Below are 13567 nucleotides of genomic sequence, written 5' to 3'. Positions count from 1 at the left end.
GATTGCTTCCGGAAACCTCCGGTGTGTTCCCCTTCCCGAATGGGAACACACCGGAGCATCTTTTTGTGTTCTCCCTCTTGAAGGGGAACACATCGGAGCATCTCTTTGTGTTCTCCCTCTTGAAGGGGAACACATCGGAGCATTTCTTTGTGTTCTCCCTCCTGAAGGGGAACACATCGGAGCATTTCTTTGTGTTCTCCCTCCTGAGGGGGAACACACCGGAACATCTCTTTGTGTTCCCCTTCCCGAACGGGAACACACCGGAGGAGTATTTCATATCAATCCACCCCAAGAAGGATATGAAAGAGGACACGCTCATATCAGTCCACCCAAAGAGGGATATGAAAGAAGACACGCTCATATCAGTCCACCCCAAGAGGGATATGAAAGAGGACACGCTCATATCAGTCCACCCCAAGAGAGATATGAAAGAGGACATGCTCATATCAGTCCACCCCAAGAGGGATATGAAAGAGACTTTTTATTCCCTCGGGAGCAGGAGCAGGCGGATAAAGCCCTCCTTCGCCTTCCCTTTCAGGGCAATGCCGATGCGCGTGTAGGGCGGGCAATTCACTTCAATCGTGTCGGCCGAGAAGCGGACAGGCGCGGAAGCCTCGATTTGCACGCGGAGCGTCTCTTCGCCGGAGGTGAGTTCGAGCTGCGTGTCGGAGAGGAGCTTCCAAGCGGCGCGGGTCGTGAGGGCTGTTTCGAAGGTAATCGGCTGTTGAGCCGAAAATTGGTCCGCAACCTGGAAACTTCCTTTTCCGGTACGGTCGTAGAGGAAAGTGCGGGTGAGCTTTTGGAGCGCGTCGACTTGCGGATAGGCAGCAGCGAGGTCTATCCGGGCGCTATCCACGACGGAGCCGGTCTCCAGGCTAAGGATTCGCCCTTTCGCCCTCTTCCCTTCCTGCTGTAAGTGGCCGTCTACGACAGGCAGCGGATGCCCGAAGGAGTTCTTAATAGGATACTTGTAAGCATCGCTATCGAAGAAATCACCCGGATACGAGAAGGGACCGCCCATATCGCCCGCCATCGTCTCCTGCCCCACGACCACGCAATACGAGCCTACGTCGTTGTGGTTGTGGCTCTCGCCGTTGTGTCCCGCCTTAAAGGAAATGCCCATGCGGCAGGCAGTCCCCTCCGCCGGGCGGGCGAGGAAGATTTCCGCCAACGGATAGAGCGTATGGAGCGGGTCGGAACTTTCTTTCAGGGCCTCGGTCATCTCGGGCGTCATGTCAATCGTCCAAGCAGGGGCGGGAAACAGATAAATGAGGTGCAAAGAGAAATTATCCGTCATCGCAGGGACGCGGTAACGGACGGGCGATGTTTCCATGCCCAAGGCACGGGCACAATAATCCGTCACGAACGAAGCGGGAGTCATGCCAATCCGACAATCCGAATAGGCCGGGCAAACCCCGTTCAGGATTTGGATATTCTTCCCATATTGCGCCAAATGGACGAACTTCGGGAGGCGGAAGAAATCGATTTGCCCTTGCGTGGCGCGACACACCTCCTCGCGTAGCAAGAGATAAGCGGCAAAGCCATAGTTGTAATAACCCACGCCCTCGCTGCAATAACCATCGTCGGCATAGCCCTTCATGCCATACGCCTGGTATTTCTCGGCCATCGCCACGAAGTAAGCTCGCTCCTCTTTGTCCGGGAGAAGGGCCAATGCAGCGCCGGTGACACCCGCTAGACAAACCGAGTTCCAATTGTTCGTCACCGTGAACCAAAAGAAGGGTTCCGTCTCTTCCAGACAGCGGACGACAGGGCGGAATACCTTCTCGCGGAAGGCGCTCATGGCCAAGGCGCGCGTCTCGGCCGGAAGTTTGTCGTCTAAAAGGTAGAGGCATTGAGCCAGGCTATTCCCTGAGGTAGCGACCACCAAATCCACGTAATAATCCCGCCCGTAGTAATTGTTCAGGTTGCGGTCGTGCGCCGGGATAGACCAGGGCTTCTGGGCACACAGCTCCTCAATGCCTTTCCGGATAGCTTTCGTGAAGCGCCCTTTGTTCTCGATACACTCGGCCAACGCCAGGCGGAAGACATAATAATAGCGGGCATTCATCATGTTCTCCCCTGGCAGGCGGACGCCCGTCTTGTTCAGGTGGAGATAGAGCGAATCGACAAAGGGAGGCATTCCTTCCGCCAGATTCCGGTTGGCCTCTTCCAACAAAGCCTGCGCTTCAGGCAGGGCAGCGATTTGCCTCCAAAAGGTACGGTCTTTGTAAGTAACGCCCACGCCTTCGGGTTTATCCGGAAGCATGGAGGCGATTTCCCGCACGCGTTCCGGCGAGATGGTATGGAAAGCCAGCTCGTCACTGGCCATCGGGTAGATTTCGCTTCCGGCCAAGAGGAAAGCACCGGGCCCGTAGGATTCGGTCATCTCGCGCGATACGCTCCGCGGATCGGCTCCGACTGGTTGGACAAATCCCAGCCGCCCGTCTTCGTCTACGACCGAACACATCGCACGCCATCCCTTTTCCAACGCGGGCATGAACTTATCCCGAGGCAATAGACCTTGGTTGATACCGTATGCAAAACCATAGAGGAAGAATCCCGTCCCGCTCGTTTCGGGCGAAGGATAGGAATCCGGGTCCAAGAGACTCGCCCGCCAGAAACCATCCGCCTGTTGCAGCTCCAGGATACGGGTACAAAGCTCGACGAACAATTGCTCGTAGAAGGGGCGGTATTTCTTGTCCTCTTCTGGAAGGACGCGCAGGATTTCCACCAATCCACCGACAACCCAACCATTGCCCCGGCTCCAAAACACCTTCTCGCCGTTCGCTTCCTTTTGTCCGATGTAGCGATGGTCTCGATAGAAAAGATGCGCCTCTTTATCGAAGAGGTGCTGGTAGGTCTCTTTGTATTCCTTATCCATGAAGCGGAGGTAGGACTTATCGCCGGTCAATGCATAGAGCCGGGCATACACCGGAGGCGCCATAAAGAGGGCATCGCACCATGTCCAACGTTCTAACGTGCGGGCATCTGCATAATCCAGCGCAAACGAACCGGACGAAGGGTGCGCCATGACCCATTCCGTGCGCGCCAGAGTCGGAATCCACATCGCTTCGTCTCGATATTTCCGATAAAGGTCGAGGTAGGTTTGGGCGATGCACACGTCGTCCGCATGATACATCCGTTGGTCCACTTGCCAATAATTTCGTGCCCCTAATCGTCGGAGCCACTTATAGTAGGTATCGTCTCCATTCACATCTTCGGCGATTTCCGCCCAGCGGCTTAATCCTAAATAAAATGTCGCGTTCACCCAATTAAGTTCCCCATGAGGCGAGGCGCCAATATGGGCGATTTGCCAATCGGCCACGCGTCGCATCGTCTGCCTTACGTCTGCTTTCGTGAGAGGTTGCTCGGCCCAAGCCATCCAAGAACCCGCCAAGAGCCCCAGCAAAAGAATAAGTTTCTTCATTTGTCCTATGCTTTTTTTGATTCTATTTGCAAAAATACGCATCAAAAAGGAGAAAAAGAAGCCATAATCGTCCAAAAAAACGATAGTAATTATCTATTTATAAGGATTTGGCAAGGAGGTATTTCATTTTAGAGGGACGTTTAAAGTGAAATATAAATCTATATAGAATATGGTATACGCATACATCCGGGTTTCGACCGGCAAGCAGACGGTCAAGAACCAACGTTACGAGATTGAGAGATATGTACGGGCACAAGGATTCAAGGTGGATCATTGGGTAAGCGAAACCGTCTCAGGCACCAAATCCGCCCGCGATCGCAAATTGGGAAAGCTATTGAATCGCTTGAAAAAGGGCGATACGCTGATTCTTTCCGAGATAAGCCGCCTGGGACGCAATTTGATGGAAATCATGGGCGTGTTAAATATTTGCATTTTGAAACGGGTGGCTGTTCGGGCCATTAAGGAAGATTATGTATTGGACGATAACATCAATTCACAAATACTGGCGTTCGCTTTCGGATTGGTGGCGCAAATCGAGCGGGAATTGATTAGCCAACGAACGCGCGAAGGTTGGGCTCGGCGCAAAGCCGAAGGCAAGAAACTCGGACGTAGGCACGGACAATCGATATCCAAATTCAAACTATCCGGAAAAGAGGAACTTATTCGCGAAATGATTACGAAAGGAAAGTCGAAAGCCGAGATTTGCCGACGCCTGAAATGCTCTTATAACACGCTCAACAGGCATTTAAAACGCATCAACACAAGTGGCTAAACTTATTTTTCTGCCTATGAAAAGTTCCCAACATAGGCAAGAAAACTTCCGTTCCTAACTATCTTTTCTTCACGTATCGTCGATGTTTATACAAATATCGACGATATGTATATATCTTTAGCCTAAAGATAAAGAAATATCGACGATACGTAAAGAAAGCATCGGCACGTCGGAAAGTTTTCCTGCCTGTCTCCGAAACTTTCCTTCGGTATTTCCAAAAGTTTGGATAATAATGACACAATTTTTGGACAAATCTTACGGGTCGGAATAAGGATAATCCGTTATTTTTGCAAAAAGGACTAATATTGCAATCTAAAAAGATAAAACAACAAAAGATATGAAAGCAAGAAACGTACTAACAGCAATGGTGGCGATGGCAGGCTTCGTTTTATGCCTGCAATGTACGAACAAAGGAGCGCCTGTGGCGGAAGAACCGTGGAACGTGCAGGCGGTAGAGAATGCCCGGGCGCAAATCGGATTGGAAATTGATACGATCGAAGCAAGTGGTCAACTCTTGAATCCGGTGACATTGACACCGGAGGGGAAGGTCTATTATTGTGGCTATGCCGATTGGCGGAGTGGCTTCTTTCCTGGTAGTGTCTGGTATTTGTATGAGTTGACGGGGGATACGATACTCCTTCCATTGGCCGAGAAATACACAGAGGCACTCGATGAGGCTAAGCACCTCACGTGGCACCACGACATCGGTTTTATTATTAACTGTAGCTATGGCAATGGGCTCCGGTTAGCTAAGAAGGAAGCCTATAAAGACGTAATGATACAGGCAGCTAAGTCGCTTTGCACTCGCTTCCACGCGAAACCGGGTGTCATCCAGAGCTGGAACGTCACGGGTAATAGCTGGCAGGCACAGCGTGGCTGGGAGTGTCCGGTGATTATTGATAACATGATGAACCTCGAACTCCTCTTTGAAGCGACGAAGCTATCGGGCGATTCGACCTATTATAAGATAGCCGTGTCGCATGCCGACCGCACGATGCAGGAGCATTTCCGTCCCGATGGCAGTTGTTATCATGTGATTGATTACAGCATCGCGGATGGTACGGTACGCCATCGTCAGACAGCCCAAGGGTATGCGGATGAATCAGCGTGGTCGCGCGGACAGGCTTGGGCCATCTATGGCTATGCGATGTGTTACCGCGAGACGGGTGACCGTCGTTACCTGGACCAAGCGCTGAAGACCTTCCGCTTTATGCAACATCATCCACACATGCCGGCGGACTTGATTCCTTATTGGGATATGGATGCACCGAAGATTCCCGACGAGCCGCGTGATGTCTCTTCGGCGTCGGTTATCGCTTCCGCGTTGTATGAAATTAGTACCTTTGACGTACCGGATGCTGCCTCCTACAAGGCTTATGCGGACAGCATGATGCAGTCGTTGGCCTCGCCTGCATATACAGCACCCTTGGGCGAGAATGGCCGTTTCATCCTCATGCACAGTGTGGGTAGCATTCCGCATCACAGTGAAATCGATGTGCCTCTCAATTACGCAGACTATTATTACCTGGAAGCATTAAAACGAAAACAAGACATAGAAAAGAAGTAAAACCATGAAGAAGAATCGATTGATGGCCCTTCTTGCAGGGCTATGCCTCTGGGCAGGCTGGAGCTGGGCCGCCGAACCGGCAAACGACCGCCAGGTATGGGCGGAGATGTGTTACAAAATTGCCCGTCCCGTGTTGGAAAACATGAGCAAGGGTGAGTTGCAAAAGAACATGCAGATGGAGTTCAGTCCCACGTGGGACGGGCGTGATAAGCGGGTCGCCTATATGGAGACCTTCGGCCGCTTGATGGCAGGCATCACGCCGTGGCTCGCCCTGCCTGATGAGGAGGGGACGGAAGAGGGACGGATGCGCAAGCAGCTTCGCGAATGGGCGTTGTTGTCCTATAAAAATGCGGTAGACCCAGCCAGTCCGGACTACTTGCTTTGGAAGGGCACCTCCTCGCAGACGTTGGTAGATGCGGCGTATCTGGCCGAGAGTTTCCTCCGTGCGCCGGAAGCTACGTGGGCGAAGCTCGACCCGGAGACGCAGGCACGCTACGTGGCTTGCTTCAAGGGATTGCGTACGATTCGCCCGGCTTATAACAACTGGCTGCTGTTTCGCGCCATGATTGAGGCATTCCTCTTCTCGATTGACGAGGAGGCCGACGAGTATGTATTGACGGTAGCTACGAACAAGATTAATGAATGGTACCTGAGCGACGGATTCTACTCAGACGGACCGGAGTTTGCCTTCGATTACTACAACTCGTTTGTCATGCACCCGATGTATATCGAGGTACTTGAAGTACTGGAGGCGAAGAAGTTCTGGACCATGGTTAGCTCCGAATTAGCCATTAAGCGGATGCAACGCTTCAATACGATTTTGGAACGCCTCATTTCGCCAGAAGGTACTTTCCCGGCTGTGGGACGTTCTATCACCTACCGTATGGGTGTCTTCCAGACGCTGGCTTTGGCGGCTTGGAAATATGGTATGCCGGAAAACATCTCGAACGGACAGGTGCGTGCAGCGCTGACGAAGGTAATGCAAAACATGTTCGCTGTAGAAGGCAATTTCAATGAAAAGGGTTATTTGGCCTTGGGGTTTGCCGGACATCAACCTAATTTAGCCAATTATTATACTAACAACGGTAGTCTTTATATGACTTCTTTAGTATATTTGCCCCTGGGATTGCCCGCCAGCCATCCTTTCTGGACAGACCCGGCTGAACCGTGGACTTCGCAGAAGGCATGGAGTGGCCAACAATTTCCGATAGACGGGCACGTCTCTTTACGGAAATAATAACCGCTGAAAAGTTGTGCAGGGGTCGTACACCGAGCGGTGCAGGGGTCGTACACCGAGCGGTGCAGGGGTCGTGCACAATGCGGTGCAGAGGTCGTACACCGAGCGGTGGAGAGGTCGTGCGCAAAATAAAACAGGCATTTTGCGCCGGGCTTCGCAAGGATTAAACAAAGAAAAAAGTAACATAACAAACAGGAAATGAATATGGTAAATTTCTCATTAAAAGGAAAAGTGGCTTTGGTAACGGGAGCCGCTTATGGCATAGGGTTCGCCATCGCACAAGCCTTGGCCGAAGCAGGGGCGCAGATAGCCTTTAATTGCCGTAGTACGGAGCATTTGGAAACGGCCAAAGCGGAATATGCACGGCTGGGTATCCCGGTACGGGGTTATATTTGCGACGTCACGAAGGAAGAGGAAGTAGCGCAGATGGTGGCCGATATCGAAGCGCATTTGGGTGTGATTGACATTTTGGTGAACAACGCCGGTATCATCAAGCGTATTCCCATGACAGAGATGAAGGTAGAAGAGTTCCGCCAAGTGGTAGATATCGACCTGACGGCACCGTTCATCGTCTCGAAGGCCGTCATCCCCGGTATGATAAAGAAAGGGCATGGTAAGATTATCAATGTCTGCTCCATGATGAGTGAGCTGGGGCGCGAGACAGTCTCGGCCTATGCTGCAGCCAAGGGAGGTCTTAAGATGCTCACGCGTAATATCGCCTCGGAATACGGAGCGTATAACATTCAGTGTAATGGTATTGGTCCGGGATATATCGCCACACCACAGACCGCCCCCCTTCGTGAGAAGCAGGCCGACGGTTCGCGCCACCCATTCGATTCGTTCATTATCTCGAAGACACCGGCAGCGCGATGGGGTACGCCAGAGGATTTGATGGGACCGGCTGTGTTCCTCGCTTCGGATGCCTCAAACTTTGTGAATGGACATATATTATATGTAGACGGAGGCATCCTTGCCTATATCGGCAAGCAGCCTAAGTAAAGAGGAGATATGAGGTTGTGTAATAAGCTATACATGATGGGAATCGCAGGCCTGTTGGGTGGAGGATGCCTGACAGGGTGCGCTCCCAGCGAGCCGACTCTTATTGTCTCGAACCCCTCTGATTGGGACCGGACAAACGAGATGGTGGAGTTCTCGTATCCGGAAATGGTGGCACAGTATGATTGGATGGCCGAGGGATTCCGGATCCAAGACGAAGCAGGTCAAGAGATACCCTACCAACGACTGGCAAACCAGCAGGTTATCTTCCCCGTTTCCTTGAAGGCACATGGGAAGGCAGTTTATAAGGTGATGCCTGGCACGCCCGCGCCCGTACAACCCGTCGCCTGTGGAAAGCATTACCCCGAACGGCTGGACGACATCGCCTGGGAAAACGACAAATCCGGGTATCGAGCCTATGGGCCGGCCTTGCAACGCACCGGAGAGAAGGCATACGGATATGATATCCTGGTGAAGAACGTAACAGAACCGGTATTAGAGCAACGCTATGCCCTGGAATTAAACAAAGAAGCACGTGCCCAAATAGCCGCTTGGTATAAAGCAGGCGAGAAGGCAAAGGCAGATAGCTTGGCTCGTGCCATCTCGTATCATATCGACCACGGCAACGGCATGGATTGCTACAACGTAGGACCTACGTTAGGTGGTGGTACGTCCGCGCTCTGGGTCGATTCAGCCATTGTCTATCCCTACTGCTACGAATCTTACGAGATCATAGATAACGGGCCGTTACGCTTTACCGTCCGATTGACATTCCCACCGACGACCCTAAAAGGAGATACAGCCGTGGTGGAAACGCGCGTTATTACCTTGGATGCTGGTTCGCATCTGAACCGGACAGAGGTCACGTATGAACACCTCTCCCAACCAACTGAGGTAGTAGCCGGTATCGTGCTCCACCCCGAAAACCCCGATGGATATCGCTATGACCAGGCAAAACGCTACTTGGCGTATGCGGATTCTACCAACAATACACAGGCAGGGAATGGGCTTATTTACGTAGGAGTTGTCTTTGCCGACACCTTGCAAGAGGCCTGTGTGGACAAAGGGCATGTATTAGGCTTCAGTACCTATAAACCGGGTACCACCTTCTGCTATTATTGGGGAAGCGGTTGGAGCAAAGCGGGAGTCCCGACGATGGAAGCCTGGTGCGACTACCTAACCCATTATGCCCGTTGCCTGGCACAACCGTTACAACTGAACATTAAATGAATATAGAGGAAATGGAACAAGTCTTCAGTTATATCTTAGGATTAGGAGCACCTGTGATGATGCCGATTATCTTTACGATACTGGGCATTTGCATCGGGGTGAAATTAGGGAAAGCGATTAAGAGCGGACTCTTGGTGGGTGTCGGTTTTGTGGGGCTATCCATTGTAACCGCACTGCTCACCTCAGCCTTGGGTCCAGCGCTGAACCATGTGGTCGAGGTATACCATTTGCAATTAGGCGTATTCGATATGGGATGGCCAGCCGCAGCCAGTATAGCCTACAATACGACCGTGGGCGCCTTCATCATTCCGGTCTGTTTGGGTGTTAATCTCTTGATGCTGCTCACGCGGACAACACGCACGGTAAACATCGACCTTTGGAACTATTGGCATTTTGCCTTTATCGGGGCGATTGTCTACTTCGTATGTGATGACATCTTATGGGGATTCTTTGCTGCGGTGATTTGTTATATCCTAACGTTGGTGATAGCCGATTTGACCTCCAATCAATTCCAGCAGTTCTACGAGAAAATGGATGGCATATCCATTCCCCAACCTTTCTGTGCGGGCTTCGTCCCCTTTGCCCTGGCCATAAACAAGCTATTAGACAAAATACCGGGTGTGAATCAAATACAGATTGATGCAGAGGGCATGAAGAAACGCTTTGGGTTGTTAGGCGAACCGCTGTTTCTGGGTGTCATCGTCGGTTGCTTGGTGGGATTGCTGGCCCAATACGAATTGCCCAAGATATTGATGTTGGGTGTACAGATGGGTGCCGTCATGGAACTGATTCCGCGCATTACCGGTTTGTTTATCGAAGGCTTGATGCCCATCTCGGATGCCACGCGTCAATTAATTGCCAAGAAATTCAAGAATGCGGCAGGATTAAATATTGGTATGAGCCCGGCATTGGTGATCGGTCATCCTGCCACGTTGGTAGTTTCTCTGCTTTTAATACCGGTAATTATATTTCTTTCTGTAATTTTGCCAGGGAATGAGTTCCTTCCTTTGGCGTCGTTGGCAGGCATGTTCTATCTCTTTCCATTGGTATTGCCTATCACAAAGGGAAATGTGTTCAAGACGTTCGTCATCGGATTGGTAGTATTGGTGATTGGGGTCTATTTCGTGACCAACCTGGCACCCGCCTTTACGCTAGCGGCTCAAGATGTATACGAGATGACGCAAGATGCGGCCGTAAAGATTCCGGATGGATTCGAATATGCCGCATCGTTGGATTTTGCTTCCAGCCCCTTTGCTTGGATTATCTATCATTTGGTGATAACTGTCAAGTATGTTGGGCCGGCGGCCTTGGTGTTGTTCACGGCACTGATGGTTTGGGTGAACCATCGGCGTATCGTGAAGCTGTCGAAACAAGTGAATCATAATGAAACGAATAAATAAACAAATATGAAGCAATTAATTCTAGCAATGATGTTTGGATCATTAGCGGCAACAATGAATGCACAAGTAAATTATCGGATGCAAGTAGCTTGTAATCCGCAAGACGTGAAGACGTACGATACGGATCGTCTTCGCAGTAGCTTCCTGATGGAAAACGTAATGGTAGCGGATGAAATCAATGTCACCTATTCAATGTACGACCGTTTCATTTTTGGTGGCGCCGTACCGGTAAACAAGGAATTGTCTCTCGAAACAATCGACCCGTTGAAAGCTCCTTACTTTTTGTTCAATCGCGAATTGGGTGTGATCAATGTCGGAGGCGAAGGTGTCGTAACGGTCGATGGCCAAGAGTATACGCTGGGCTTTAAAGAGGCTCTATATGTAGGCCGTGGAAAGAAAAAGGTGACGTTCAAGAGTAAAGATGCCAACCATCCTGCTAAGTTCTACATCAATTCGGCCATCGCACACAAAGAGTATAAGACCCAATTGGTGACTATCGATGGACGTAAGGGCACCTTGAAATCTAATTCTTTTCCCGCCGGAAAAATGGAAGAAAGTAATGACCGCGTCATCAATCAGCTTATCGTGGCGAACGTGTTGGAAGAGGGTCCTTGCCAATTACAAATGGGACTGACGGAATTGAAGCCGGGCAGCGTGTGGAATACGATGCCTGCTCATACACATAGCCGCCGCATCGAGGCTTATTTCTATTTCAACGTACCTGAGGGAAATCGCATTTGTCATTTGATGGGAGAACCGAAAGAGGAACGTCTCGTATGGATGTCGAATGAACAGGCCATCATGTCTCCCGAATGGTCTATCCATGCAGCTGCCGGTACGAGCAACTATATGTTCATTTGGGGCATGGCTGGCGAAAATCTGGATTACAATGATATGGACAAGATTCCTTATACAGAAATGAGATAAACGATGGGTAAGATAGTTACATTAGGAGAAATCATGCTTCGCCTCTCGACTCCTGGACATAGTCGGTTCATACAGTCGGATTCGTTTGATGTCGTGTATGGTGGAGGTGAAGCGAACGTAGCCGTTAGTTGTGCAAATTATGGCCATGAAGCTTATTTTGTTACGAAACTCCCCAAGCATGAAATCGGGCAAGCAGCGGTAAATGCCTTACGTCGATTTGGCGTGCATACGGATTATATCACGCGAGGTGGAGACCGAATTGGCATCTATTATTTGGAAAGCGGTTCAGCTATGCGTCCAAGCAAAGTAATTTATGACCGTGCCCATTCATCAATAGCCGAAGCAGAGGCAGTCGACTTCGATTTTGATACCATTATGAAAGGAGCTGATTGGTTTCATTGGTCGGGTATTACACCAGCCATCTCAGATAAAGCGGCTGTCCTTACGCGTCTGGCTTGCGAGGCTGCTAAACGTCATGGTGTAATGGTCTCCGTCGACTTGAATTTCCGCAAGAAGCTATGGTCATCGGAAAAAGCGCAATCCGTCATGCGCCCCTTAATGCAATATGTGGATGTATGCATCGGTAATGAAGAGGATGCTGAACTTTGTTTAGGTTTCAAGCCAGAGGCTAATGTAGAGGCTGGACAAACGGATGCAGAAGGTTATAAAGGAATTTTCCGTCAAATGGCCGAGGAGTTTGGCTTCAAATATGTGATTTCCACCTTACGCGAATCTTATTCAGCTTCGCAAAATGGTTGGAAAGGCATGATTTATGATGGGAAAGAGTTCTATGTATCGCGTCATTACGACATTGCGCCGATAGTAGACCGTGTAGGTGGTGGCGATTCTTTTTCGGGTGGTATTATTCATGGGTTACTGACCCAAAAGACGCAAGCCGAAGCCTTGGAGTTTGCCGTAGCTGCATCGGCACTGAAGCATACGATCCCAGGTGATTTTAACATGGTTTCAACAACCGAAGTCGAAGCTTTGGCTAGCGGCGACGCTTCCGGAAGGGTACAGAGATAAACGGATATAAAAACATGATTATGGCAAAATTTGATCAATTAGCTGTTTGGAATAAAATGAAAGAGACGGGAATGGTACCTGTTTTCTATCATAAAGAGGTTGAAATAACCCAACAAGTCGTAAAGGCTTGTTATGAAGGGGGTGTCCGTGTGTTTGAGTTTACAAACCGAGGCGATTTTGCCCACGAGGTATTCGCTCAAGTGGTTCGTTTTGCACACACGGAGTGCCCGGAGTTAGCTTTGGGCGTGGGCTCGGTCGTCGATGCACCTACAGCCGTGCTTTACTTGCAATTGGGTGCCGATTTCGTAGTAGGTCCCATGTTTAATCCGGAAATCTCAAAGGTGTGCAACCGTCGTTCAGTTCCTTATATACCGGGATGTGGAACGGTTTCGGAGGTGAGCGCGGCGCAAGAAACAGGTTGCCAAGTATGTAAGATTTTCCCAGGAGATGTGTTGGGACCGAAGTTTGTCAAAGGGCTTCGTGCACCAATGCCTTGGTCGAAGTTAATGGTTACAGGAGGCGTCGAACCTACAGAAGAGAACCTGACGGCTTGGTTTCGTGCCGGCGTATTCTGTGTCGGAATGGGTTCTAAACTCTTCCCCTCAGCTACAATCGCAGCTTCCGACTGGGCTGGCATTACGGTTCAATGCCGGAACACACTGGAGATGATTCAGAAAATCCGTTCTTAGTAGAAGAACAACCGGGATAAGGATGTATCGTAATGGATAATTTCTTATTTCCTTAATTACCAATAATCAAGTAGGAGGAAAACGAAGTGGTTTTCTTCCTACTTTCGTTTTCCGACCTCCCACACCACCGTACGTGGGGTCTATCGTATAACCGCAATTGAACTGTGCAACATTCACATCCCAATGCGGCTCAGTAGAAATTTAGTGGGGATATGCATATAGTTTTGCAATACGGAATAAGAAGAACTTCTTGTCTGCAACCCCTCTGAGGTTTGCTCTGAAGAGCTTGATTTTAG

General features: G+C 50.2%; 10 protein-coding genes and 1 pseudogene. 10 read left to right on the top strand and 1 reads right to left on the bottom strand.

Annotated features, from left to right (window positions below; all coding sequences use genetic code 11):
- Positions 1 to 2: 2 nt before the first annotated feature.
- Positions 3 to 560 carry a hypothetical protein gene (locus B5F77_RS16010; protein ID WP_239446330.1) on the top strand — a complete coding sequence of 186 codons (558 nt, stop codon included), beginning with the start codon at positions 3 to 5 and terminating at the stop codon, positions 558 to 560.
- Positions 561 to 2323: 1763 nt separating this feature from the next.
- Here the strand turns inward: B5F77_RS16010 and B5F77_RS16125 are convergent.
- Positions 2324 to 3427 (bottom strand): annotated as a pseudogene (locus B5F77_RS16125) (glycoside hydrolase family 88 protein); the annotation flags it as partial.
- A 169-nt stretch (positions 3428 to 3596) separates the two neighbouring features.
- Here B5F77_RS16125 and B5F77_RS11565 point away from each other — a divergent pair.
- The 9 genes from B5F77_RS11565 (at position 3597) to B5F77_RS11525 (ending at position 13271) form a co-directional block, all read left to right on the top strand.
- The gene (locus tag B5F77_RS11565; RefSeq protein WP_087330913.1) at positions 3597 to 4199 is read left to right on the top strand and encodes a master DNA invertase Mpi family serine-type recombinase; all 603 of its coding nucleotides are present in this window, start codon (positions 3597 to 3599) and stop codon (positions 4197 to 4199) included.
- A gap of 364 nt (positions 4200 to 4563) precedes the next feature.
- Entirely contained in the window at positions 4564 to 5766 is a 1203-nt protein-coding gene (locus tag B5F77_RS11560) for a glycoside hydrolase family 88 protein (RefSeq protein WP_162607992.1), read from the top strand.
- A gap of 4 nt (positions 5767 to 5770) precedes the next feature.
- Positions 5771 to 7003 carry a DUF2264 domain-containing protein gene (locus tag B5F77_RS11555; protein WP_087330911.1) on the top strand — a complete coding sequence of 411 codons (1233 nt, stop codon included), beginning with the start codon at positions 5771 to 5773 and terminating at the stop codon, positions 7001 to 7003.
- Between the two features lie 204 nt (positions 7004 to 7207).
- On the top strand, positions 7208 to 8002 hold the full coding sequence (locus B5F77_RS11550; RefSeq protein WP_087330962.1) for a gluconate 5-dehydrogenase: 795 nt from the start codon (positions 7208 to 7210) through the stop codon (positions 8000 to 8002).
- 9 nt (positions 8003 to 8011) lie between these two features.
- The gene (locus B5F77_RS11545) at positions 8012 to 9229 is read left to right on the top strand and encodes a DUF4861 domain-containing protein (RefSeq protein WP_239446329.1); all 1218 of its coding nucleotides are present in this window, start codon (positions 8012 to 8014) and stop codon (positions 9227 to 9229) included.
- An 11-nt stretch (positions 9230 to 9240) separates the two neighbouring features.
- Positions 9241 to 10629 (top strand): PTS transporter subunit IIC, encoded by a 1389-nt coding sequence (locus tag B5F77_RS11540; RefSeq protein WP_087330959.1) that lies wholly within the window; start codon positions 9241 to 9243, stop codon positions 10627 to 10629.
- A gap of 6 nt (positions 10630 to 10635) precedes the next feature.
- A complete protein-coding gene (gene kduI, locus B5F77_RS11535) occupies positions 10636 to 11556 on the top strand; it encodes a 5-dehydro-4-deoxy-D-glucuronate isomerase (protein WP_087330908.1) in 921 nt (306 codons plus the stop codon).
- Between the two features lie 3 nt (positions 11557 to 11559).
- On the top strand, positions 11560 to 12582 hold the full coding sequence (locus tag B5F77_RS11530) for a sugar kinase (RefSeq protein ID WP_087330906.1): 1023 nt from the start codon (positions 11560 to 11562) through the stop codon (positions 12580 to 12582).
- A gap of 20 nt (positions 12583 to 12602) precedes the next feature.
- Positions 12603 to 13271 carry a bifunctional 4-hydroxy-2-oxoglutarate aldolase/2-dehydro-3-deoxy-phosphogluconate aldolase gene (locus B5F77_RS11525; protein WP_087330958.1) on the top strand — a complete coding sequence of 223 codons (669 nt, stop codon included), beginning with the start codon at positions 12603 to 12605 and terminating at the stop codon, positions 13269 to 13271.
- The last annotated feature ends 296 nt before the right edge of the window (positions 13272 to 13567 follow it).

The organism is Parabacteroides sp. An277 (assembly GCF_002159645.1).
Lineage (GTDB): Bacteria > Bacteroidota > Bacteroidia > Bacteroidales > Tannerellaceae > Parabacteroides.
Note: the sequence above shows the minus strand (reverse complement) of the source record. Positions and strands in the feature narration are given on the sequence as shown.

Excerpts from the sequence above, each read along its gene's own strand:
- B5F77_RS11565 (WP_087330913.1), top strand. The coding sequence starts at position 3,597 with ATGGTATACGCATACATCCGGGTTTCGACCGGCAAGCAGACGGTCAAG.
- B5F77_RS11560 (WP_162607992.1), top strand. The coding sequence starts at position 4,564 with ATGGTGGCGATGGCAGGCTTCGTTTTATGCCTGCAATGTACGAACAAA.
- B5F77_RS11555 (WP_087330911.1), top strand. The coding sequence starts at position 5,771 with ATGAAGAAGAATCGATTGATGGCCCTTCTTGCAGGGCTATGCCTCTGG.
- B5F77_RS11550 (WP_087330962.1), top strand. The coding sequence starts at position 7,208 with ATGGTAAATTTCTCATTAAAAGGAAAAGTGGCTTTGGTAACGGGAGCC.
- B5F77_RS11545 (WP_239446329.1), top strand. The coding sequence starts at position 8,012 with ATGAGGTTGTGTAATAAGCTATACATGATGGGAATCGCAGGCCTGTTG.
- B5F77_RS11540 (WP_087330959.1), top strand. The coding sequence starts at position 9,241 with ATGGAACAAGTCTTCAGTTATATCTTAGGATTAGGAGCACCTGTGATG.
- kduI (WP_087330908.1), top strand. The coding sequence starts at position 10,636 with ATGAAGCAATTAATTCTAGCAATGATGTTTGGATCATTAGCGGCAACA.
- B5F77_RS11530 (WP_087330906.1), top strand. The coding sequence starts at position 11,560 with ATGGGTAAGATAGTTACATTAGGAGAAATCATGCTTCGCCTCTCGACT.
- B5F77_RS11525 (WP_087330958.1), top strand. The coding sequence starts at position 12,603 with ATGGCAAAATTTGATCAATTAGCTGTTTGGAATAAAATGAAAGAGACG.